This window comes from Neorhizobium sp. AL 9.2.2 (assembly GCF_013317225.1).
Lineage (GTDB): Bacteria > Pseudomonadota > Alphaproteobacteria > Rhizobiales > Rhizobiaceae > Neorhizobium > Neorhizobium soli.
Genome location: NZ_JAALXU010000003.1, coordinates 1,352,655 through 1,375,575 on the forward strand (window position 1 = coordinate 1,352,655; position 22,921 = coordinate 1,375,575).

The window sequence follows — 22,921 nt, forward strand, 5'->3', positions numbered from 1 at the left end:
TAAAGAACGACCAACGGTCTACCGTTTAAAAGCGCCTCCTTCGGGAGGCGTTTTTCGTTTGTGCATAATGCTTCACGCAGCGAAACGGCTGCTGCTGCTTTTTCGTACGAAGCTGCAAAAAGCATCAACTCATTGCACAAACGCATGGCAGTCGCACATTTTTTGCACTGCACCTTTCCGCGCGTCTCACCTATATGAAGCTCATCGCCGGTGACGATAGATCACTGGGAAAAAGATGATTGAGGAAACACCAAATGAACCCGATCCGCATCGCTAAGAACTGGATCAGCTACCGCCGTACGATCAATGAACTCGGCAGCCTTTCCAACCAGGCGCTCAACGACATTGGTCTGACCCGCTACGACATCCGCGGCATCGCCGCTCGTTCCTTCCGTTAATCCATCCATTGTGATGGACCAGCGCGATATGATGTCGCGATGGCGAGAGAACGATAGTCGCAATGATCCGAAAAGATCAAAGAGACACCCAAGGAATGATCAGAGGCACCTTTTTAGGTGCCTTTTTGATTCCGGCCGTTCGAATGCCGTGATAATGAGCCGGACATGAGCACTATATCGAATTCGTCTACCCCTGCCCCAATCCACGTCGTCGGTGGCGGCCTTGCCGGCTCCGAAGCATCCTGGCAGATCGCTGAGGCCGGCATCCCCGTCATTCTCCACGAGATGCGCGGCGTGCGCGGCACCGATGCCCACCGCACGGACGGTCTCGCCGAGCTCGTCTGCTCGAACTCTTTCCGCTCCGATGATGCGACGGCCAATGCCGTCGGCGTCATCCATGCAGAAATGAGGCTGGCCGGCTCTTTGATCATGGCCTGCGCCGACAAAAATCAGGTCCCGGCCGGCGGCGCACTTGCGGTCGACCGCGACGGTTTCTCTCATGCAGTCACGCAGGCGATCGAAAACCATCCGCTGATCACCGTTGTGCGAGAGGAAATCCACGGTCTACCGCCGGCGGAATGGGACTTGGCCGTCGTCGCGACCGGTCCTCTGACGTCGCCCGATCTCGCAAAGTCGATCCAGGCCGAGACCGGAGAGGACCAGCTCGCCTTCTTCGACGCGATCGCGCCGATCGTCCACCGCGAATCGATCGATATGGATATCTGCTGGTACCAGTCGCGCTACGACAAGGTCGGGCCCGGCGGCACAGGCAAGGATTACATCAACTGCCCGCTCGACGAAGCGCAGTACAATGCCTTTCTCGATGCACTGATTGCGGGCGATACGGTCGGCTTCAAGGAATGGGAAGGCACGCCCTATTTCGATGGCTGCCTGCCGATCGAGGTCATGGCGGAGCGTGGGCGCGAAACGCTGCGCCACGGTCCGATGAAGCCGATGGGGCTTACCAATTCACACAATCCGACCGTCAAGGCCTATGCCGTCGTCCAACTGCGGCAGGACAATGCACTTGGCACGCTCTACAATATGGTCGGGTTCCAGACCAAGCTGAAGTATGGCGCGCAGGCCGAGATCTTCCGGATGATCCCGGGGCTGCAGAACGCCGAATTCGCGCGGCTCGGCGGCTTGCATCGCAACACCTATATCCAGTCACCGATGCTGCTCGATCACTCGCTGACCTTGAAGAGCCGGCCGGGCCTGCGATTCGCCGGTCAGATCACCGGCTGCGAGGGCTATGTGGAGAGTTCGGCAATCGGTCTTCTGGCTGGTCGTTTTGCGGCTGCCGAGCGCAAGGGCGAAGAAATCGTCCCGCCGCCGGCGACAACGGCCTTCGGTTCTCTGCTTGGGCATATTACCGGGGGGCATCTGGTCCACGACGAAGAGCCCGGCAAACGGTCCTTCCAGCCGATGAATGTCAATTTCGGCCTGTTCCCGGATCTTGCTCCCGGCTCGATCGTCAAACCCGAAGGCGTCAAACGCTTTCGCGGCAAGGACAAGACGATCATGAAACGGCAGTTGATGTCGGTTCGTGCGCTGAAGGACTGCCGTGAGTGGCTGGGTATCGCCTAAAAGCCTAATCGGAGCGGCCGGTGTTTGAAGCCGGCTGCGGTTCGGCCGGAAGCTGTCGATCGGCAACGCTGACATAATTGTCGAGAAGCCAAAGCGACACTTCTGCCGCCTCGTTTTCATTCTTGAAGACGAAAGTTCCGTTCTGTGTCGGGGAGTCCAGGAATTCGGCCGAAAAGCCTTTCGGTTCGGGCGTCGGCGTGACCCGCACGCGGCCGGGCCGGATTACGTGGCATGCGAAATGATTGCCACGGTTGCGCATGATGCCTGACTTATTGTCGTGCAGTCGCACAAAGATCGTGTTCGCATCGGCTGTGCTGTGCAGGCTCCTGATGGCTTCGGCAGGATAGGCGCGACCGAATTCGAGTATCGCCAGTCCCATATCGTGAAGGCTGTCCTCGTCACTGTGCTTGACCAGGCGGGTAACATAAAAGGCCAAGGCCAGCATCACGCCGATGGCGATCGACCAAACTACCAAAGGGCTCAAGACTGCTTCTCCACTGATGGCAGATGCGCACCTGCCGATAGAGGGCATTTATCCCTCAAGGCTTGCGTGAAGCGTGGCGACTGGTGATTGCTAGAAGCGTTTGAGGACGGCGGCCTTCAGCATCTGCAACTGACGACGCCATTGGGGAGACTGCATGTCTCCGTCGAGAGCATCGGCACCCCGGCGTGAAGCGCGCTTCAGAACCGGCTCGACAAGCGCTACCGGCACGAAGGCCGGCACGAGCGCGGGCGGAACAGGACCGGCACGTCGTGCCTTGTCGAGATGCTCGAGGCCAAGGCCGGCAAAGGCCTGAATTGCTGCGGAAATGCGAGGTTTGTCGCTGCCGGCCAGAAAGCTGTCGCGGTCAAGACCGGTGGCAGCCAGAAGATCGAGCGGGAGGTAAAGCTGGTTGCGGCGCCGATGGATCGGCAAAAGCAGGATGAAACCGGCGATCGCCTGCGCAACACCCGCATGGCCGGCCGCCTGCGCGGACCTTGCGGCGTCTTCGGGCGAAAGGATGAGGCTTGCAAGCTGGATCAAAGCCGAGGCGGTTTCGCCAGCATAGCCTTCCAGCGCGTTGCGGTCAGTGAGCGGATCGTCGTAGAGATCGAAGATTCGCGCTTCCGTCATGCCGACAAGCGTCTGACGCGGCAGCCGATAGGTTTCGATCGCATCCTGCAGTCCCGCAGCGATCGGATTGCCGCCCGTGTCTCCCAGCCCGTCTGCCTGACTTCCACCCTCAAGGAAATCCCGCCACCATTGCAGGCGGATCTCTCCCGGGAGAGGATCGCGGACCATGTCCCGGACGCGCGCAATTTCGGCGTTGAAGGCGTAGAGCGCGGCGAGCGCCGGGCGCTTGTCTTCCGGAGACAGGAGGCATGCGAGATAGCGGTCGCGGTCCGTGTCTCGCAGCGTCGCGAGACAGAGTTCGCCATTCGTTGCACGATCGTCACTCATGGGTCAGACGGCAATCAGCGCGACGGCGACGGCACGGGATTCGGCGAGCATGATATTGTAGGTGCGCACGGCAGCACCGGTGCTCATCGGGTCGGAAGAGATGCCCTTCGCCTTCAATGCGGCTTTCACCTCGGCAGGTATCGGCTTCAGGTTCTGGCCAGTGCCGATCAGCAAGACCTCAATGCCTGAGGCTTCGTCGAGGACCTTGTAGAGGGAGGAAACCGTCAGGGGCTCACCTTCGCCCAGATCCCAGCCGTGTATCCCTGAGGGAAGGCAGAGGATCGACCCGCGATGCGACATGTCGGCAAAGCGGAACCCGCCATTGCCATAGGCGTCGATCTGGGCGCGACCGGGGAAATGGGCTTCGCGTATCTCGATCCCTTTTGCCATCACCGCGTCCTTGATTGATTAAAAATGGAAAGGCCCGCCAGAGCGGGCCTGCCGGATGTCAGGACGCGGTGTCGGCCTTGACCGGCTCGCCCTTGACGCGGACTTCGGCGATGTAGGCGCGCATTGCGCGGACCTTGACGCCGTCGGCGATTTCGACTTCGACTTCGTTGTCATCGACAACCTTCGAAACCCGGCCGACGAGGCCGCCGCCCAGCACAACCTGGTCGCCACGGCGAATGCTCGTCAGGGTCTCCTGGCGTTTCTTGGCCTGGGCGCGCTGCGGACGGATAAGGAAGAAATACCAGACCACCATCAGAGGTGCGAAGAGCAGCACCATCTGCAGAATCGAGTCTGTTGCGGAAGCCGCCGGCGCCGCTCCACCCGCCTGCGCGAATGCCTCAGTAATGAACATCAAGAACTCCTAAACGATAAGCGGAGGCGCCGAGCCCCCTGTCATAAGCCGCCGGAATATAGTTGTGACACCCAGGAATGCAACAGAAAGCGGTCCTCCCGCGTACTGAATCCACGGCTCTACGGCTTTTGATGCAATAACGAGCATGTTACCTGCTGAAAAAAGCGGCCGAGAGGGCGCGACCGATGACAAAAAGTCTTGAGGAATACCAGATGACCGACGAGCTCAACGCCCTGATCCTGTCTGAAGTGCGCCGGCTCGCCGACGCAGTCGAGCGGCTGGCGGGCCCTCCACCAGCGGTCAACGACTGGACTGTCGCGGATTGCTTTGTCTGGGTGCCGACAAACCAGCGCCTGCAGCCCGTGCCACGCCCCAACCGCGTCGCCCTCACCCTGATCCGTGGCGTTGACCACGTGCGCGACATCCTGCAGGAAAACACGTTGCGGTTTGCCGAAGGTTATCCGGCAAACAACGTCCTTCTCTGGGGCGCGCGCGGCATGGGCAAGTCGTCGCTGGTCAAGGCCGTGCAAGAGGATATCCGCGCGTCGACCGGTGTCTCGCTGAAACTGGTCGAAGTCCACCGCGAGGATATCGCCTCGCTGCCGGCGCTACTCGACATCCTCAAGGCATCCGGCCATCGCATCATCGTGTTTTGCGACGATCTGTCCTTCGACCACGACGATACGGCCTACAAGTCTCTGAAGGCAGCGCTCGACGGTGGCATCGAAGGCCGGCCGGACAACGTCCTGTTCTACGCCACATCGAACCGGCGCCACCTTTTGCCGCGGCATATGCTGGAAAACGAGCAGTCGACGGCGATCAACCCGTCCGAAGCGGTCGAGGAGAAGGTTTCGCTCTCGGATCGTTTCGGGCTTTGGCTCGGGTTCCACAAGTGTAGTCAGGACGACTACCTGACCATGATCGACGGCTATGCCGACCATTTCGATCTCGGCCTCAACCGCGAAACCCTGCACCACGAGGCGCTCGCCTGGGCGACGACGCGCGGCGGGCGTTCCGGCCGCGTCGCGTGGCAGTATATCCAGGATCTCGCCGGGCGGATGCGCAAGACACTCACGCCGTGAGTTCTTGAAGCAGCCCCAAAACGAAAAAAGCGCAGCCGAAGCTGCGCTTTTCTCCCGTCCCCTTGAAACGCACTACAATTATTCAAGGAAAGTGATGGGGTTGACCGGTGTCGCATCCTTGCGCACCTCGAAGTGGACCTGCGGACGCTGAGCGTCGCCGCTCATGCCGGACGCCGCAACAGTCTGGCCGCGGGTGACCTTCTGGCCGCGCGTGACGTTGATGTTGCCGGCGTGGCCGTAAACGGTGACCTTGCCATCGTCGTGGCGAACCAGAACGGTGTTTCCGAGCTGCTTCAGGCCGTTGCCGGCATAGATGACGACGCCGTTTTCAGCGGCCTTGATCGGCGTGCCCTCGGGAACCGAGATGTCGATACCGTCATTGCGGCTGCCGTTGACGTTGGCCCCGTAGCCGGCGATGACCGCGCCACTGACTGGCCAGCGATATTTCGAAATGCCGGTCGACTGCGGTGCAGCGGCAGACACATCGGACTTCTTCTCGACGTCCGACAGCGATGCTGTTTCCTGTGGCGCAGGCTTTGCGGGTGCTGCTTCAGCGACAGGCGACGGTGCAGCAGGCTTCGGCTGGGCAGCCGGCTTTTCCGGGATGGATGCGGTTCTGACCGGATCGGTCGCAACCGAGCTACCACCGACCTTCAGGCTCTGGCCGACCCGCACACCGTCCGTCGTCAGACCGTTTGCGGCCTTCAGCTGATCAATCGGTGTGCCGGTTTCGCGAGCGATCTTTGCAAGGCTGTCGCCAGGCTTGACCGTGTAGGTGCCACCGAGAGGCTTGCCGCCCGGAGGTGTGATCTTGCCAGGCTCCGCCATCGCCTTGTCGCGGGTCGGCGTCGGCAGAACGGCAACCTTCTGCTCGGTCTGCTGGGTGGGCGCTGGCGCCTTGTTCTGCAGGTCGATATCGGACGCCGCAGTCTTCGCGGAATTACGGGACGGGCCGAAGGTCGGGATGACAATCGTCTGGCCCGGCTTCACAGCGCCGCCATTGGCCTTCAGGATTTCCTTTTCAGGAACGCCGTAGCGGGAAGACAGGGTCGATGCGGTCTCGCCTGCCCTGAGCGTTACCCGCGGAGCGTTGACCGAAGACCAGCCTGACATCGGCTTCGTCGAAGCCGTTGTCAGGTTGTCGCCTCGAGCGGTCGACGGTGTGGGAGCCGTCAGAGACTGCGAACCACCGCTACGACCCGGGTATGACTGGGCCATCGATTCCTGGCGAGTGCCCTGACCGCGGTCAGCCGCCATCGGTGCACGGGACGCCATGGGAGCGGACGCCTGAGCCGAAGGCATGCCGGGAGCTGCCAACTCGTTGCGCTGGACGGCCATCGGCGCCGAAGCGGCGCGGGCCGGTGATGAATAGCCACCGGACTGGGCCGGATAAGGCTGGTTCATCGCGGTATTTCGCGAACCGTAATCCTGCTGGACCGGTGCCACCGCCTGGCCCGACCGCACATCGTCGCGCGGCATTGGCGCCTGGCCATAGGCCCCGCCGACCGGACGCTGGGGTATTGAAGCCGTTGTCAGCTCATCTTTGGAGAACAGCCCGGAGAAACGGCTCGAATCCGAGCTGCAGCCAGTGGCCGCACTCGCAAGCAAAGCCGCAACTGCGAGCTTAGCTACTGATTTTCCGACTTTTTGTGCACTGTTGACACGCATGGACTCGACCTACACTCACGCAACCATCGTGGGAGTCATTAAAGCGCGTTAGTCTTACTGTGGGGTTAAAGTGTCGGAAGAGATGCGATTTTTTTGATAATTCGCTAACCATGAGTTGGAAGCGCTTGGCAGGAGCGGAACCAAAGCCGAACCAGCTTAAAGCGCTGCCGCCATCTGCGGAATGATCGGCAGGAATGGCACGGTGAACAGGTCTTCCCGTTCGAATCGGCTCCCGGTCTTGGTGAGCCTAACCATCATGCAGGTCTCGTCGTCGCCGATCAGCGGCGCAACCATCGAACCGCCATGGGTCAGCTGCTCCGCATAGAATCGCGGCAGAATCGTAAATGCCGTGGTCACGAATATCCGATCGAACGTGCCCTCACCCGGCATCCCGTTGCTGCCATCCGCCTGTCGTACGATGACGTTGCGCATTCCAAGGGCGTCAACGCGGGCCTGCGCCGCAACGGTGAGCGTCTTATAGCGATCTACGGTCAGCACCCGTTCTGCGATGCGGCCGATGACGGCGGCTGTAAAACCGCTGCCGGTACCGATTTCGAGAACGCGATGACCGGGTTTCACCTGCAGAGCGGCCAGAAGGCGAACCGCAAGATCTGCCCCTTCCATAAAGGCACCGCAATCGATCGGGACCGTGCGGCTGGAATAGGCTTCCTGAGAAAGCGTGGGCGGCACGAACTGCGAACGAGGCGTCTGCTCGACGGCAGTCAGAAGGTCGATATTAGAAATGCCTGCGGACCGGAGCCGCAAGACAAGTGCAGCAAACCCTTCCTTCTCGACCATGCCCGATTTCAAGCTGTCACTCCGCCTGCCACGTTATCTGGGTTCAACCCAGCGCCTTCATCAAGCGATCCTGCACCGAATAGTCGGTCAGGTCCAGTTTCAGCGGTGTTACTGAAATGCGATTGGCCTTGATGGCGTTGATGTCGGTGCCCTCCGCCTGGCGGCCGACACGCGAGGCAAAGTACAGCCAATAGTATGGGAAGCCTCGACCATCCTGGCGTTCGTCGATCGCCACATCGAAATCGGTCTTGCCCTGAGACGTGACTTCCGTCCCCTGGACGTCGTCAGGCGCGCAGGCCGGGAAATTGACGTTGAGAAACGTGCCGGCCGGAAGGTCCGTATCCAGCAATTTGCGGATCAGGCCCGGGCCATGCGATTCGGCCGTATCCCAAGGCAGGACGCGGCCGTTCTCCTTGCGGTAGGCCTGGCTGAGCGCGATCGACCGGACGCCCTGCAGGGTGCCCTCGATGGCGCCTGCGACCGTGCCAGAATAGGTCACGTCGTCGGCAAGGTTGGCGCCGACGTTGACACCCGACAGAACGAGATCCGGCTTGCCCCCCATGACGTGGCGCATCGCCATGATGACGCAGTCCGTCGGCGTGCCGCGCACGGCATAGTGCCGGTCGCTGATCTCGCGCAGGCGCAGCGGCTCCGACAGGGTCAGGGAATGCGCATAACCGCTCTGGTCGGTTTCTGGCGCAACAATCCAGACGTCATCGGAAAGCTGGCGGGCAATCCGTTCGAGAACCGCCAGGCCTTCCGCGTGGATACCGTCGTCGTTGGTGAGCAGGATGCGCATTCAGGGCTGCCTTATGCTTTTTTTATTTTGGTCAGTCCGCCCATGTAGGGCAGCAGCGCGTCCGGGATCGTGACGGAGCCGTCTTCATTGAGATAATTTTCGAGGACTGCGATCAGGCAGCGGCCGACAGCGGTGCCCGAGCCGTTCAGCGTGTGAACAAATTTCAAAGCCTTGTCGTCCTTGCCGCGATAGCGCGCGTTCATCCGGCGGCCCTGGAAATCGCCACAGACCGAGCAGGACGAGATTTCGCGGAACGCATCCTGTCCCGGCAACCAGACTTCGATGTCATAGGTCTTGCGGGCGCTGAAGCCCATGTCGCCGGTGCAGAGCGTCATCGTCCGGAAATGCAGGCCGAGACGCTTGAGGACGTTTTCGGCGCATTCGGTCATCCGCTCGTGCTCAGCGATCGATGATTCCTGATCCGTGATCGAGACGAGTTCGCATTTCCAGAACTGGTGCTGGCGCAACATGCCGCGCGTATCGCGACCCGCAGAACCGGCTTCCGAACGGAAGGACGGGGTAAGCGCCGTAAAGCGCAGCGGCAGCTTTTCGGCGTCCAGAACCTCGCCCGACACGAGGTTGGTCAGCGTCACCTCAGCCGTCGGGATGAGGTAGCGGCCATCCGTCGTCTTGAAGAGATCTTCCTCGAACTTCGGCAACTGGCCTGTGCCGTACATTGCCTCGGACTTTACCATCAGCGGCGACGACACTTCCGTGTACCCGTGCTCGCTGGTGTGCATGTCGATCATGAACTGACCGATTGCCCGCTCAAGACGGGCAAGCGGTCCGGTCAGCACCGTAAAGCGCGAGCCCGAGAGTTTTGCGGCGCGCTCGAAATCCATATAGCCGAGCGCTTCGCCGATCTCGAAATGCTCCTTGGCGGGATGATTCCAGCCGGGCTTCGTTCCGATCGTGCGCGTGACGACGTTCCCTGATTCGTCCGAGCCGACGGGGACATCGTCGAGAGGAATGTTTGGAAGGCGCGACAGCGCGTCATCGAGCGCTGCGACAGCTGCCCGTTCTTCCTGCTCGGCGGCCGGCATCGTGTCCTTGATGGTGGCGACTTCCGCCTTCAGCTTCTCGGCGAGTTCGGTATTCTTCTGCGCCATCGCATTGCCGATCTCCTTGGAGGCGGCGTTACGGCGCGACTGCATATCCTGAAGCGTCTGGATGACGCTGCGGCGGGTATCGTCCATCGCAAGCAGGGTGGCAGCCATTGGCTCGGCGCCGCGCTTGTTCAGCGCTGCGTCGAAAGCTTCCGGATTATCGCGGATCCACTTGATATCGAGCATGATTCTTGGCCTTCAAAGCATGAGGCCGCTGCGATATCGATCGAGAGAAAAACCTCAGGCCTTCTCCGTCTCTGCGACGTCAGACGAGGCCTCATCACTCGAAGCGTCCTCATCGCGTCTGCGCTCGACGAGTCGCGCGGCGTAGATGGAAATCTCGTAGAGAAGGATGGTCGGTATAGCAAGACCGATCTGGGACATCGGATCCGGCGGCGTCAGGACGGCGGCAACGACGAAGGCGATGACGATCGCGAACTTGCGCTTCTCGCGCAGCCACTTGCTGGACAGGATGCCCACGCGAGCAAGCAGCGTCGTGACAACGGGAAGCTGGAAAACCAGTCCAAAGGACAGAACCAGCGTCATGATGAGGCTGAGATATTCCGAAACACGCGGAAGAAGTGAGATCCCCACTTCACCCTCGGTCGGCGCCTGCTGCATGGCCAGGAAGAACCACATCACCATCGGCGTGAAGAAGAAGTAGACCAGTGCCCCTCCAAGCAGGAACAGCACAGGCGAGGCAATCAGGAACGGCAGGAAGGCTGCCCGCTCGTTCTTGTAGAGGCCGGGAGCCACGAACTTGTAGATCTGCGAGGCAATCACCGGAAAGGCAATGACCAGCGCGCCAAACATCGCAACCTTCACCTGGGTGAAGAAGAATTCCTGCGGCGCGGTGTAGATCAGTTCGGATTTCGCGATATCGAGCTTTGCCCAGATGACCGCCCATTTGTAGGGAATGACGAGAAGGTTGAAGAGCTGCTTTGCGAAGAAGAAGCACACGACAAAGGCCAGGAAGAAAGCGCCGATCGACCAGATGAGCCTTGTCCGCAACTCCATCAGATGCTCGATAAGCGGCTGCGGCTTATCTTCGTAATCACCGCTCATCAGGCATCGTCCTTCGGGGTATCGACAGGCTTCTTCGGGGTACGCTTGCGGGCGGCTGCAAGCTTGACGGCCGTCTCAGTCGTTTCAGGTGCGGACACCGGGACCTTGGCCACGCGAACACGTTTCGGCTGTTCGGCAGACGTCGCCACTGGGGCAGGCTTCTCCGCCCTCGTGGATCTGCGTGTCGTTGCAGGCTTATCCACAGCTGCCGGTTCACCCGTGGCCGCCAATTTCGGTGCGCGAGGTTTTCTAACGCTTCCGGGTTCGGCAGGCGTTGTCGCCTCCGCTGGTGCCGGCGTCGCAGCAGAGGACGTCGGCGCAGCAACAGGAGATGCCGTGACGGGCGTAACCGGCACAGCCGCAACAACAGGCGCCGTATCGGCGACCGGAGCACCTTCGACAGCATGCTGCGCTTCGACATCCGTGCTGACCGGCGTCGGCGTCGACGGCATATGCGTCGCCTTCTGCAGATCGTTTCGGATGTCCTGCCCCATCTGGCGAAGCGGATTTATCGCGTCGCGCAGGCTGTTGGCGGGATTGAGGCTCTTGGCGTCCGAAATCGTCTTCCGGACGTCATCCATGTCTGCCTCGCGAAGCGCCTCGTCGAACTGCGTCCGAAAGTCACCCGCCATCTTGCGCAGGTTTGATGTCATCTTCCCGAAAGCGCGCAGCATGGGCGGCAAGTCCTTGGGACCTACGACCACGATAAGCACAATGGCAATGACAAGTAGCTCGGTCCAACCGATATCCAACATTCAGCGAGGCTCCTGAAACCCTCCCGACCAATTAAGACCGGGTGGTTTCCTTGATCTCGTCGGGCTTGTGATCGACCGTCCTGCCGCCGTTCACAGTATCGGTAGGCTTTGCCTCAGGGGCATCCTCGTCCGCCATGCCTTTTTTGAAGCTCTTGATGCCTTTGGCAAAGTCGCCCATCAGCTCAGGAATCTTGCCGCGTCCGAACAGGACAAGCACGATGACTAGAACGATCAGCCAGTGCCACACACTAAAAGAACCCATAGTCTAACTCCATTGGAACGTGACCCCGATGTAAGCTTTTTAAGTTTGTTTTTCAAACACCAAATACGTTGCACGAAAAGCTATGAACGGATGACTTTCGCGATGTAGCGACGCTGCTGTCGGCAACGGACGATCACGCACGGTCCATATTCGGGAACACAGAAATAATAAGGGGAAAGCTCGCTGAAAGCCCTGCTAGCCATCACCGTCGCCGGTTGGCGGCAGCAAGCCAAGCTCCTCCAGATCAAGCTGGGTGATGGGGTCTTCCTCGTCCGAAAGCTCGTCCTCACCGCCCGGAACCGGCACCGAAAAGCCGGATGGAATGCGACCGGATAGAAGTCCCGCGCCCTTCAATTCTTCGAGACCAGGAAGATCGCGTAGCTCTTCCAACCCGAAATGATCGAGAAAATCTCCTGTCGTTCCGAGTGTCACCGGTCTGCCCGGCGACCGACGCCGACCGCGGAAACGGACCCAGCCAGCTTCCATCAGCACGTCAAGCGTACCTCTTGAGGTCTGGACGCCGCGAATATCCTCGATCTCGGCGCGGGTCACAGGCTGGTGGTAGGCGATGATGGCAAGCACTTCGAGGGCGGCCCTCGACAGCTTCTTCACGTCGCTGTCGTCTTTGCGAATGACGAAGGAAAGGTCTGCTGCCGTGCGGAAAGCCCAGCGATCGGCCACCTTGACCAGGTTCACTCCGCGTGAGGCATAGATGCCCGCCAGTCTCTGCATCACGGCCTGGATATCTTCTCCCCGTGGAAGACGCTCAGCCAGAAACGCTTCAGAGACAGGCTCGGCCGATGCAAACACGAGGGCTTCGGCGATCCGCTCGATCTCCTCCGACGAGTAGGGCACCGGCACAATAGTATCCACTGCCGCGTCGTCGTCCATCGCGTCCTCGATCTGGCTCATTCGGCTGTCCCTGCCTTTAGAGGCAACGTCTCGGCCTTCGGCCGCCCGGGTCCCTTTCTGAGATAGATTGTCTGGAAAGCGCCATCCTGGCGGATCTCGAGCTGTCCTTCGCGCACCAGTTCCAACGAGGCGGCAAAGGCGCTGGCAGTCGCAGTGACGCGATCCTGCGGCGGCAGATACGGCAGAAGGTACTGCTGCAGGGCCGTCCAATCGCCGATCTCGCCCAGCATGCGGTTGAGAAGGTCCCTCGCCTCGACCAGCGACCAGACCTTGCGGCGTTCGATCGTGACATGGGTGATGGCGTTGCGCTGTCTAAGATTTGCGTAGGCCGACAACAGGTCGTAGAGCGATGCGTCATAGGCCGACGGCCTGTGCTGCGGGATATGCTCCGGTGCCCCACGTGCAAAAATATCGCGACCGAGTCGGTTACGGTTGACGAGCTGGGCGGCTGCATCGCGGATTGCTTCCAGCCGTTTCAACCGGAAGGCAAGCGTTGCCGCCAGTTCCTCGCCCGTCGGGCCGTCGTCGATCTTGATCTGCTTGGGGATCAGCAACCGCGACTTCAGATAGGCGAGCCAAGCTGCCATCACGAGATAGTCGGCCGCCAGTTCGATCCGAACGCGCCGCGCGCTGTCGACGAATGTGAGATACTGCTCGGCGAGTGCCAGGACAGAGATCCGCGACAGATCCACTTTCTGGCTGCGAGCAAGATGCAGCAGAAGATCGAGCGGTCCCTCGAAGCCCGCGACGTCGATCACCAGTGAAGGATCATCGATCGCCCGCTCGGTCACGTCTTGCCACATCTTGTCCATCGGAATGGCATTTTCAGCTTTTGTCATCGCCATTCCGATCCGTCTTCACTGTCGGCGGTCAGGCGACCCCAATCAGTCCGTGGAATTCGTCGCGAAGCGTGTCTTCCTGTGCATCATCAGCAACCGGGAAACCTTGCTCCACCGCTTTGGCACGTCGAAGCGCCTCGCCGCCAAGCGGGATCGCCTCGTTCACAACCGCCTTCATTTCGTCCATCAGGCCGTTGCAATGCAAGACGATATCACAACCGCCCCCAACGATTCTCGCCGCGCGCTCGCCGATCGTGCCCTTTAGGGCGTTCATCGAGCTGTCGTCGGACATCAGCAGGCCATCGAAGCCGATATGACCGCGAATGACATCCTCGATGACTTTCCGAGAAATCGTTGCCGGCTCTTCCGTGTCGATCGCGGTGAAGACGATATGCGCGCTCATCGCCATCAGCTCGTTCTTGAGCGCCACGAAGGGCAGGAAGTCATGCGCTTCGAGTTCCGCCCGCGATGCCGATACGACAGGCAGTTCGTGATGCGAGTCGGCCAAGCCGCGGCCGTGGCCCGGGATGTGCTTCATCACAGGAAGCATGCCGCCGGCCTTGAGGCCATCGGCCGCAGCCTGCCCCATCTCGGACACCGTCTTCGGATCAAAGCCATAGGCCCGGTCGCCGATGACGTTGCTGGCGCCTTCCACCGGTACGTCCAGGACCGGCAGGCAGTCGACGTTGATGCCGAGCTTCATGAGATCGAAGGCGTGCAGCCGCGACATCAGCCATGCGGCGCGCAAGCCCATTTCACGGTCATTCTTGTAGAGAGCCCCCAAGGCGGCGGCTGACGGATAACGCTCGATCATCGGCGGACGGATACGCTGAACGCGGCCACCCTCCTGGTCGATCAGGACAGGCGCATCTGGGCGGCCGACGGCGTCGCGCATGGCTGCAACCAGATCAGTGATCTGGGCCGGCTCGACACAGTTGCGGGCAAAGAGAATGAAACCCCAGGGACGCTCATCCCGGTAGAGCAGGATTTCGTCCTGGGTAAGCTGCGGGCCGCTGGAGCCCAGGATCATCGCTTTCGATTCGGTCATGTTCGATCCTAGAATGCTGGGAGCAGAATAGAAAACGGGGCGCTGTGCGCCCCGTTCGATGGTTTCTCGTCAAAGATCTCAGCGAGCGACGAGGCAGGTGCCGCCGACACCGCGATACTTTTCGCAGAGTGCTACGGCTTCCGTCTTGCTGCCGGCCGGGATGCGAACGCGATAGAAGGTACCCTTGCCGGCGATTTCAGCAGCCTTGATATCGACCCCACGTCCGCCGATCACGTTGCCGAACTTCGACGACAGGTTCTGGTAAGACCTCTGAGCGTCAGCCTGGGATGGCAGCGATGCGATCTGGATGACGTAGCCGCCCTCGCCGACCGACGCGACCTGTGCATTGGCAGCGGCAGGAGTTGCCGAAACCGGCTGAACCTGTGCTGCGGGAGCGCGAACGTTGCCCTGATCGCTGACGGATGCGACGACATTGACCGGCTGCTGCGAAGGACGAACCTTCGGGACCGGCGCCTTCGCGACAGCAGCAGGTGCCGAAGTGTCCAGTGGCGCCATAGTGGCTGCCGTCATCGGCGCAGACGCCGGGATGATTTCGGCAACCGTACTGGCAGCAGGTGCAGATGCGGCGATCGCAGCGGCCGGAGTGACTGGCTGGGCCAGTTCCGGAGACTTCACCGAAGCCGCCGGCATCTTGCCTGTATGCGCCGCAGCAAGCGCCGGAGCCGGCACTTCCTGTTCGACGAGCTTCCCATCCGGACGCACGATCATCGTCTTTACCCGACGCGGCGTAACGGTGAGAGGATCCTGTCCGCCCGTCGAAGCAACCTGCTGGCCCTGATCGGGAAGCAGACGTGCATCCTGGGTCTCGCCGGTATCGGTCGGATCGATATCGTTTTCGCCTTCGAGCGGAAGGCTTTCCGGCATCAGCGTCTTTTGAACGACATCGACCGGCTGCTCTTCGCTGGAGATCAGCGCTTCCTGCTTCGGCGTTTCGGATGCAGCGCCGGCAACGCGGTCGTAAACAGCCTTGTCCTGATTCGGAACGGTCTTGCCACCCGGATTTTCCGGGACAACCTTTACCGGATCGGTATCGGCTGCGATGACGACCGGCTCGCCGCCCATCATCCGCGAAGGTCCGCTACCCAGCATCGTGTAGGCACCTGCGCCGGCAACGACCAGGACGCCGACAACGGCGATGGGAAGAAGCCACGTCCGGGACGCCGACCGGGGCGAACGCTGGTCGAGGTCGTTTTCGTATCCGTTGAGATCGCTGTCATGGTCGTTGGCCGGAAGCGGCGCGACAAGGCTGCGACGGAAGTCTTCTTCCAGGGCCCGCTCGAAATCGTCGAGGTCGGGGTAAGCGCTGCCCGATGTCTGCCGAGGCTGCTCTGGGAAATTGCCGGCAGCGACGGAAGCCGGGGCAGCCGCCTCCTGATGCCGCGGTGCCGGAGCAGTCTGCGACGTCGGGTTTACCAAGAGCGCCGCGAGTTCTGCATCGATATCGATATCGTACTCGGACGCGTAGGCAGGCTCTTCTTCCGGCTGCTCGACTGGCAGGTCCGGCACGTTGAGATCGGCGATCGCCTCGACATGCTCTTCCGATTCGGAAATCATCGCCGCATCGAACGGCATTTCCGCTTCGACGACGGCGACTTCTTCTTCCGGCTCAGGCGCTGCTGCAACGATGGGTGCTGCTGCAGCCGCGGGCGTCGAGACGGCGGCAGGGATTGCCGCGGCAGGTGCCACCGGCTGAACGGAGTTTTCCGCCACCACGATGTCGGCTAGATCGAGTTCGAGATCGTCAAGCGCCAGTTCAAAGTCTTCGTCGGCGAAAGGATCGAAGTCATCTGCCAGGTCGGCGACGGGTGCCGCCTGCTGAACAGTCGGCGTTGGAACCGGCGTCGGGATCACGGGCGCCGCCACAGCGGCAACGGTCGGAGCGACGGCGATTGGCTGCGGCTTGGAGGCCGGAGCCTGCGGCAGTTCGAGTTTCGGCTCGGCGCGAACAGTCGCAGGCGCTTCCTGGCTGACCGGGAAACGGGCAACGTCATAAACCAGCTCGTTAAGCGGCGAAAATTTCTGCGCCTCCAAAGAGGGCTGGACGACCTCTTTCACAGCGACCGGTTCAGCAGCGCGAGGCTGTTCGACCGGGGCAGCAACGGCCTTGGGCTGGACAACCGGCGGCTTTTCGACGGGGCGTTCCAGCGACGTGACACCGGCGTTCAAACCGAAATTCGCAAGCGGCATGCGGAAGCCCGGCGTGTAACCGGTGCTCTTGCGGGGTTCAGCCCGAACAGGCTCCGGCGCCGAAACCATGGGAGCTGCAGCGACTGGCTCGGCTGCAACGGCGAACGAGCTCTCCAGCTCTGCGGCCAGATCGAAAGCGTCAACCGACGGTTCCTGCCTGGACTGAGTCGCAGGCTGGTAGTCATCGGCGCTCTCTACCTCCGCACTGAGTGTCGGAAGCCCATGGAAATTTGACGGGTCGAAATTCGGCTCGGCCGGTGCACGGTGAGCATCGACGGCAGGGGAAACAGCTTCCGCCTCCGCAGGTGCTGCACCAAACGGATCGACGGAAAATTCCGGAGCATCGAAAGGGTTGAGATCTTCCTGCTTCTGCGACACCACCGGCTGGACCGGCTGTTCGAAAACCGGCTCGCGTTCGATGGGAGGCTCATAGGCAATAGAAGGCGCAGCCTGATAGCCGTGATCGACCGGCAAAGGCGCCTCCACGCGGGAAGGCTTGGCGTCGAGCGGGATATCGTTGACCGGATCGATCCGCGGAGTATCGTATTGCTCGAATTCCCGCAGCAACTCGTCTTCGAGATTGAAGGCCGGCTCGCGGCGGGCAGATGCCGCCATTGGCGCAGAACCCACGGAAGGGGCAGCCGGATTAGCGACTGTCCGTTCCTCGTAGCCTACGATGCGAGCGAGCTCTGCCAGAGGATCGCCGTCAGCAAAAAATTCCGGGGCGTCATTCCGGCTACGCGCTAGGTTGTTGTCCGCCATTCGCTCGTCCACTCACCACCATTACAACTCATCTGCCAGTGCAATGTGGGGAAATGAGGGCGTTTCTACCGCATTTCCTCAGGTGCCGCTGTACCTGTGATTGCAAGTCCCGACTTCAGGACACAGGCGACTGCGTGCACCAGTCCAAGCCTGGCAATGCTCAATTGTCGGTTTTTATCGTTAACAAACCGTAATTCCGGTTGGTCCTTGCCCTTATTCCAGTGAGCATGGAAGAAACTGGCCAGATCATAGAGGTAAAATGCGAGCCTGTGCGGCTCCTGGGCCAGAGCTGCAGCTTCGACGATTCGCGGATATTCCGCAAGCTTCGCGACCAGCTGAAGCTCGCTCTTGTCGGTGATTTCGCCAATGTTTTCAGCGAAATCGAGCGCCTCTGTATCCAGACCCGGAAACGCCTCCCTTGCCTGGCGGAAGATCGACATGCAGCGGGCGTGGGCATACTGGACATAAAAGACAGGGTTGTCTTTCGACTGCTCGGTCACCTTGGCAAAATCGAAATCGAGCGGCTCCGAGCTCTTCCGGTAGAGCATCATGAAGCGAACTGAGTCGCGACCGACCTCGTCCACGACGTCACGCAGGGTCACGAAGTCGCCGGAGCGCTTCGACATCTTGACCGGCTCGCCGTTGCGGTAAAGCTTGACGAGCTGGCAGAGAAGAACAGTGAGCTTTGCCTTGCCTTCGGAGACGGCGCGCGCCACGGCCTCGAGCCGCTTGACGTAGCCACCGTGGTCGGCACCGAGCACGTAGATCATCTCGTCGTAGCCGCGGTCGAACTTGTCCTTGAAATAGGCAACGTCGGCGGCGAAATAGGTGTAGCTGCCGTCCGACTTGATCAGCGGACGATCGATATCGTCGCCGACTTCGGTCGAGCGGAACAGCGTCTGGTCGCGGTCTTCCCAGTCTTCGGGAAGCTGACCCTTCGGCGGCGGCAGCTTGCCCTTGTAGACATGGCCCTTGAACGTCAGATCGTTGATCGCCGCACGGATGCGCTGCGCGCCGTCCGCATGCAGCGTGCGCTCGGAATAGAACACGTCGTGATGCACGTTGAGGGCTTCGAGATCTTCGCGGATCATGGCCATCATCGCGTCGATGGCCTTCTCCTTGACGATCGGCATCCACTCGTCTTCGGGCATGGCATGCAGCCGGGGACCGTATTCAGCGGCCAGAGCCTGCCCGACCGGGACGAGGTAGTCGCCCGGATAGAGGCCAGCCGGAATCTCGCCGACTGCTTCGCCCAACGCCTCGCGGTACCGGATGAAGACCGAGCGGGCCAAAACGTCGATCTGGCTCCCAGCGTCGTTGATGTAGTATTCCTTGGTGACGTCATAGCCGGCAAAGGCCATCAGGTTGGCGAGCGCATCGCCCACGACAGCGCCGCGGCAATGACCGACATGCATCGGCCCCGTCGGATTGGCCGAGACATACTCGACGTTTGCCTTGCGACCGGCGCCGACATCCGAGCGGCCGTAGTCCGTCCCTTGCGCAATCATCTTGGCGAGCATCTGCTGCCAGTATCCGGTGGAAAGCCTGATATTGATGAAGCCGGGACCGGCAACGGAGACTTCCGAAATATCCGCGTCGCCACGCAACGCTTCGGCGATGATCTCGGCGAGCGCGCGCGGGTTGGTGCCGAGAGGCTTGGCAAGCACCATCGCTGCATTGGTCGCGACGTCGCCATGGCTCTGATCGCGCGGAGGCTCGACCGTGAGGCGTCCGAAATCAACCGCACTTCGATTTTCTCGAATGATTTCGAGAGTTTCTAGCGCGTTCTTAATTCTATTGTCGAATTCGGCAAAAAGATTCATATGTTTACATCCGCTCAAAGTGTTTTGGGCGGGCCCCTCGAAGCCATTGGTGTCGGGCAGGCCCTAGCGCAAATCAGGAGTCTGGTCAAACAACTCGGCATGGACGCGGGTTGCGTAGGTGTCGGTCATACCGGCAAGATAATCTGCAACGTGGCGCGCACGGGCCGCCTCCGGGACGCCGTTCATCTGCTTGACCCAGTAGTGGCCTTTCATCAGCGCCGGGTCGTCCATGTAGCGATGGAACAGGTCGACGACGATCTGCGAGGCGCCGGCCCGGATGCGCATGATTTCGGGGTGCCGGTAGATCCGGGAGAACAGCACTCGTTTGATCTGCTTGTCCGTTTCCGCCATCTCGTTGGAGAAGGTCGAGATCACCCTTCCCGCCATGCGCACATCTTGTGCGCTCTCGGGTGCAAGCTCTCTAAGGTTCTTCTGGGAGACCGCGATAACGTCCTCGACCATGTGGGTGATCTGGCGGCGCGTCACTTCGTAGGCAAAGCGGGTCGGGTCCAGATTGGGGTATTTCGTCCTCACTTCCTGCATCAGTCCGGCGAGGAACGGCACCTCCTCCAGCATATCGAAAGTGAGCAGGCCAGAGCGAAGCCCATCGTCGATATCGTGGGTGTTGTAGGCAATGTCGTCGGAAATCGCCGCGACCTGCGCCTCCAGGCTGGCATAGCTCGAAAGCTCGAGATCGTGCAGGAGGCAGTAGTCGCGGATCGGCTGCGGCAAAGGACCGTGGGAACCCTCGCTGCCGTCGGCCATCATCAAAGGGCCATTGTGCTTGACGAGACCCTCAAGCGTTTCCCATGTCAGGTTGAGACCGTCGAACTCCGCGTATCGCCGCTCAAGCTTGGTGACGATCCGCAGCGACTGTGCATTGTGGTCGAACCCGCCATAGGCCTTCATCAGCTCATCGAGCGCATCCTCACCCGTATGTCCGAAGGGGGTGTGGCCAAAATCGTGAACGAGCGCGACGCCCTCCGCCAGATCTTCATCCAGCTTCAGGGCACGGGCCAACGCGCGGGCCACCTGCGCCACTTCGATCGTATGGGTCAGCCGCGTTCTGTAATGGTCGCCGTCAGGACTAATAAACACCTGCGTTTTGTGCTTGAGCCTGCGAAACGCCGTCGTATGGACGATACGGTCACGATCGCGCTGAAACTCCGAGCGCGTCAGGCTGCTCGCTTCGGGAAACAGGCGGCCCCGCGAGGCCCAGGGATTGGATGCATATAACGCACGCTCGCCCCCACCGAAACCAAGTACCCCCGTATCGATCGCCATAACCGTCCTCAATGCCTCAAGCGTGCCTGCGTGTTGTCGTGTATGGGTACGCCCCATTGACGCGCCGTTCAGGTCTTCATACCTATAGTGTTGCCGTGTGCAACGGCAGTGACATCCATCTTCGAGTTATCAGGGTGCCTTTACCCAAGACTCACCGGGCCTTTACCCCGGCAGGAGACCATTGAAATGACGATGAACGTAACTCTCTCCGATGCTGCAGCCAAGCGGATCGCCCAAATCGTTGCGGCAGAATCCGAAAAGCAGTCTCTGCGTGTTTCTGTTGAAGGCGGCGGCTGCTCCGGTTTCTCCTACAAGTTCGACCTCGCGGGCGCGCCGGAAGCAGATGACGTGGTGATCGCCAACGGCGATGCCAAGGTGCTGATCGACAGCCTGTCCATCGTCTACATGGAAGGTTCAGAGATTGACTTCGTCGATAATCTGCTTGGCCAGTCATTCCAGATCAAGAATCCGAACGCGGTCGCAAGCTGCGGCTGCGGTACCAGCTTCTCCATCTAAGATCTTCCGGTCGTCCTGATCAGATTGCCACTCGACCCTTCCCATCAGCTTGTCTTTCGCTAAAAGGATAGGCTGAAGACGGAAGGACGACTGCAATGAAGATTGCCACCTGGAACATCAACGGCATCAAGGCGCGGATTGATAATCTGCGTCAGTGGCTTGCCGACTCGTCGCCTGACATCGCCTGCCTCCAGGAGATCAAATCCGTCGACGAAGGCTTTCCGCGGCTCGAGATCGAATCGCTTGGCTATCATGTCGAGACACACGGCCAGAAGGGCTTTAACGGGGTGGCGATCCTGTCGAAGATAAAACCCGACGAAGTGATGCGCCGTCTACCCGGTGCCGTCGGTCCCGACGGACAAATTGACGAGCAATCGCGCTACATCGAATGCGTCTTTTCCGTTCAGGGCGGCGTGATCCGCGTTGCGTCGATCTACCTGCCCAACGGCAACCCGTCCGATGACCCGGTCAAGTACCCGTACAAGCTTGCCTGGATGGAACGGCTGCGGCTGCATGCCCAGCAATGCTTGGCACTCGAGGAGCCACTGATACTTGCCGGCGACTACAACGTCATTCCCGAGCCGCACGATTGTTTCGATCCGGCCGCATGGGCGACAGATGCGCTCTTCCTGCCGAAAACGAGGGCGGCATTCCGTGCGCTCGAAAATCTCGGCCTGACGGACGCCGTTCGCGCAACCACGGATGCCACCAAGCTCTATACGTTCTGGGATTATCAGGCGGGCGCCTGGCAGAAGAACAACGGCATCCGCATCGATCATCTGTTGCTGTCGCCGGAAGCTGCCGACCGGTTGAAGGCGACGGTCATCGAGAAGCATGTGCGCGGATGGGAAAAGCCGTCCGACCATGTCCCGGTCGCAGGAATTTTCGATTTCGCGCCGGTTTGACCGGGGCTCGTCTTCCCTGATAGCTCGGAATTGAAGGAAGCGGCTGATGCCGCTTCTTTAGTCCATGCCCTTGGCAAACTCGTGGGATAGAGCGATCGCCCCGCGCCGGTCTTCCTCGCTTGCCATGGAAAACGCCTGCTCCTGCAGGGGCTCCATCCACATACAGTCCTTCGTGCTACACTTGTCGAGTGCAGCCGTCAGGAATGCCAGGCCACGCACCGTCTGCCCCTCCTCGAACAGGATATCGCCGAAGACGGCCATGGCGCCTGGATGGCCGCTCTTGCGGGCTTGGTTCAGCCACTTCTTCGCCTGCTGGATATTGGGCGATCCGCCCTCGCCTGCAAGAATCATCTTGGCAAGCTGGAACTGCGCTTCTGCTACCCCGAAGGTCGAAGCAACCTGGAAATAGATCTGCCGCGCCTGGGCAAGATCGGGCTTCACCGGTGTATCGGGGATGCCGCGGCGATAGTAGCTCGCGAGCGACAGGAGTGCGTTGACGAAGAAGCCGGTGTCTTCGGAGCCGGGTTCAACGCCCTGGGTGGCAATCTCGTTATAGATCTTGAACGCTTCGAGATCGTTCTTCGTGACGCCGTCGCCAAAGGCATACATGTTGGCCAGTGCCCAGCGGGAGCCGGTATGGCCCTTCTCGGCAGCATAGCGATAGGCTTCGACCGCGTCTTCCTTCTGACCGTTCTTGTAGGCCTTGAAGCCGAACTTGAAGAGATCGAAGGGACCGGATTCCTTGGTGACGCCGGATTGGATGTCGAACGCCGCTGCCGAACCCACCATTGCAGAGGTGAGCGACACGCCAAGAAGCAATACTTTCATGGACACAATGCCAAACTTCGACATGGTTCAGTT

Annotated in this window: 23 protein-coding genes; 5 read left to right on the top strand and 18 right to left on the bottom strand. The window is 60.6% G+C overall.

Going from position 1 to position 22,921, the window contains the following annotated elements; genetic code table 11:
* The first annotated feature begins 254 nt into the window (after positions 1-254).
* Together G6K99_RS13175 and trmFO are read left to right on the top strand one after the other, a co-directional pair.
* Entirely contained in the window at positions 255-398 is a 144-nt protein-coding gene (locus tag G6K99_RS13175) for a DUF1127 domain-containing protein (protein ID WP_082471896.1), read from the top strand.
* Between the two features lie 165 nt (positions 399-563).
* Complete coding sequence (trmFO, locus tag G6K99_RS13180; RefSeq protein WP_062457512.1) at positions 564-1,985, top strand: methylenetetrahydrofolate--tRNA-(uracil(54)-C(5))-methyltransferase (FADH(2)-oxidizing) TrmFO; 1,422 nt, start codon at positions 564-566, stop codon at positions 1,983-1,985.
* A gap of 4 nt (positions 1,986-1,989) precedes the next feature.
* On the opposite strand, the gene G6K99_RS13185 is transcribed toward trmFO, so the two are convergent.
* The 4 genes from G6K99_RS13185 to yajC form a co-directional block, all read right to left on the bottom strand.
* Positions 1,990-2,469 carry a hypothetical protein gene (locus tag G6K99_RS13185; protein WP_342366082.1) on the bottom strand — a complete coding sequence of 160 codons (480 nt, stop codon included), beginning with the start codon at positions 2,467-2,469 and terminating at the stop codon, positions 1,990-1,992.
* A gap of 90 nt (positions 2,470-2,559) precedes the next feature.
* Positions 2,560-3,426, bottom strand: a complete 867-nt coding sequence (locus tag G6K99_RS13190; protein ID WP_174196748.1) for a phytoene/squalene synthase family protein — start codon at positions 3,424-3,426, stop codon at positions 2,560-2,562.
* A gap of 3 nt (positions 3,427-3,429) precedes the next feature.
* Positions 3,430-3,816 carry an Mth938-like domain-containing protein gene (locus tag G6K99_RS13195; protein ID WP_062581393.1) on the bottom strand — a complete coding sequence of 129 codons (387 nt, stop codon included), beginning with the start codon at positions 3,814-3,816 and terminating at the stop codon, positions 3,430-3,432.
* 58 nt (positions 3,817-3,874) lie between these two features.
* Positions 3,875-4,228: a preprotein translocase subunit YajC gene (gene yajC / locus G6K99_RS13200; protein WP_062457522.1), complete on the bottom strand. Its 354-nt coding sequence runs from the start codon at positions 4,226-4,228 to the stop codon at positions 3,875-3,877.
* Between the two features lie 212 nt (positions 4,229-4,440).
* Here yajC and G6K99_RS13205 point away from each other — a divergent pair, with 212 nt between their 5' ends.
* Positions 4,441-5,310, top strand: coding sequence for an ATP-binding protein (locus G6K99_RS13205; RefSeq protein WP_174196845.1), 870 nt, complete (start codon positions 4,441-4,443; stop codon positions 5,308-5,310).
* A 78-nt stretch (positions 5,311-5,388) separates the two neighbouring features.
* Here the strand turns inward: G6K99_RS13205 and G6K99_RS13210 are convergent, their stop codons facing one another.
* The 13 genes from G6K99_RS13210 to G6K99_RS13270 form a co-directional block, all read right to left on the bottom strand.
* Positions 5,389-6,978, bottom strand: coding sequence for a peptidoglycan DD-metalloendopeptidase family protein (locus tag G6K99_RS13210; RefSeq protein WP_113166257.1), 1,590 nt, complete (start codon positions 6,976-6,978; stop codon positions 5,389-5,391).
* A 156-nt stretch (positions 6,979-7,134) separates the two neighbouring features.
* A complete protein-coding gene (locus G6K99_RS13215) occupies positions 7,135-7,788 on the bottom strand; it encodes a protein-L-isoaspartate(D-aspartate) O-methyltransferase (RefSeq protein WP_174196749.1) in 654 nt (217 codons plus the stop codon).
* Positions 7,789-7,819: 31 nt separating this feature from the next.
* Positions 7,820-8,575: a 5'/3'-nucleotidase SurE gene (gene surE, locus G6K99_RS13220; protein WP_062457534.1), complete on the bottom strand. Its 756-nt coding sequence runs from the start codon at positions 8,573-8,575 to the stop codon at positions 7,820-7,822.
* Positions 8,576-8,586: 11 nt separating this feature from the next.
* Positions 8,587-9,867 carry a serine--tRNA ligase gene (serS, locus tag G6K99_RS13225; RefSeq protein ID WP_174196750.1) on the bottom strand — a complete coding sequence of 427 codons (1,281 nt, stop codon included), beginning with the start codon at positions 9,865-9,867 and terminating at the stop codon, positions 8,587-8,589.
* A gap of 54 nt (positions 9,868-9,921) precedes the next feature.
* Complete coding sequence (tatC, locus tag G6K99_RS13230) at positions 9,922-10,746, bottom strand: twin-arginine translocase subunit TatC (RefSeq protein ID WP_062457539.1); 825 nt, start codon at positions 10,744-10,746, stop codon at positions 9,922-9,924.
* Complete coding sequence (tatB, locus tag G6K99_RS13235) at positions 10,746-11,501, bottom strand: Sec-independent protein translocase protein TatB (protein WP_174196751.1); 756 nt, start codon at positions 11,499-11,501, stop codon at positions 10,746-10,748. The genes tatC and tatB overlap by 1 nt, the downstream gene beginning before the upstream one ends.
* A gap of 31 nt (positions 11,502-11,532) precedes the next feature.
* On the bottom strand, positions 11,533-11,763 hold the full coding sequence (locus tag G6K99_RS13240; protein ID WP_062457545.1) for a twin-arginine translocase TatA/TatE family subunit: 231 nt from the start codon (positions 11,761-11,763) through the stop codon (positions 11,533-11,535).
* Positions 11,764-11,958: 195 nt separating this feature from the next.
* Positions 11,959-12,654, bottom strand: coding sequence for an SMC-Scp complex subunit ScpB (scpB, locus tag G6K99_RS13245; RefSeq protein WP_244631478.1), 696 nt, complete (start codon positions 12,652-12,654; stop codon positions 11,959-11,961).
* A 17-nt stretch (positions 12,655-12,671) separates the two neighbouring features.
* The gene (locus tag G6K99_RS13250) at positions 12,672-13,514 is read right to left on the bottom strand and encodes a ScpA family protein (protein ID WP_371816173.1); all 843 of its coding nucleotides are present in this window, start codon (positions 13,512-13,514) and stop codon (positions 12,672-12,674) included.
* Between the two features lie 31 nt (positions 13,515-13,545).
* Entirely contained in the window at positions 13,546-14,562 is a 1,017-nt protein-coding gene (nagZ, locus tag G6K99_RS13255; protein WP_113166259.1) for a beta-N-acetylhexosaminidase, read from the bottom strand.
* 78 nt (positions 14,563-14,640) lie between these two features.
* Positions 14,641-17,385 (bottom strand): SPOR domain-containing protein, encoded by a 2,745-nt coding sequence (locus G6K99_RS13260; protein ID WP_244631439.1) that lies wholly within the window; start codon positions 17,383-17,385, stop codon positions 14,641-14,643.
* Between the two features lie 212 nt (positions 17,386-17,597).
* The gene (argS, locus tag G6K99_RS13265) at positions 17,598-19,355 is read right to left on the bottom strand and encodes an arginine--tRNA ligase (protein WP_113110972.1); all 1,758 of its coding nucleotides are present in this window, start codon (positions 19,353-19,355) and stop codon (positions 17,598-17,600) included.
* Between the two features lie 63 nt (positions 19,356-19,418).
* Complete coding sequence (locus G6K99_RS13270; RefSeq protein ID WP_174196754.1) at positions 19,419-20,639, bottom strand: deoxyguanosinetriphosphate triphosphohydrolase; 1,221 nt, start codon at positions 20,637-20,639, stop codon at positions 19,419-19,421.
* A 186-nt stretch (positions 20,640-20,825) separates the two neighbouring features.
* On the opposite strand from G6K99_RS13270, the gene erpA reads away from it, so the two are divergent.
* A complete protein-coding gene (gene erpA / locus G6K99_RS13275; RefSeq protein WP_062580337.1) occupies positions 20,826-21,155 on the top strand; it encodes an iron-sulfur cluster insertion protein ErpA in 330 nt (109 codons plus the stop codon).
* A gap of 95 nt (positions 21,156-21,250) precedes the next feature.
* Positions 21,251-22,060 (top strand): exodeoxyribonuclease III, encoded by an 810-nt coding sequence (xth, locus tag G6K99_RS13280; protein ID WP_174196755.1) that lies wholly within the window; start codon positions 21,251-21,253, stop codon positions 22,058-22,060.
* Positions 22,061-22,117: 57 nt separating this feature from the next.
* On the opposite strand, the gene exoR is transcribed toward xth, so the two are convergent.
* Positions 22,118-22,912: an exopolysaccharide production regulator ExoR gene (gene exoR / locus G6K99_RS13285; protein ID WP_174196756.1), complete on the bottom strand. Its 795-nt coding sequence runs from the start codon at positions 22,910-22,912 to the stop codon at positions 22,118-22,120.
* Between the last annotated feature and the right edge of the window lie 9 nt (positions 22,913-22,921).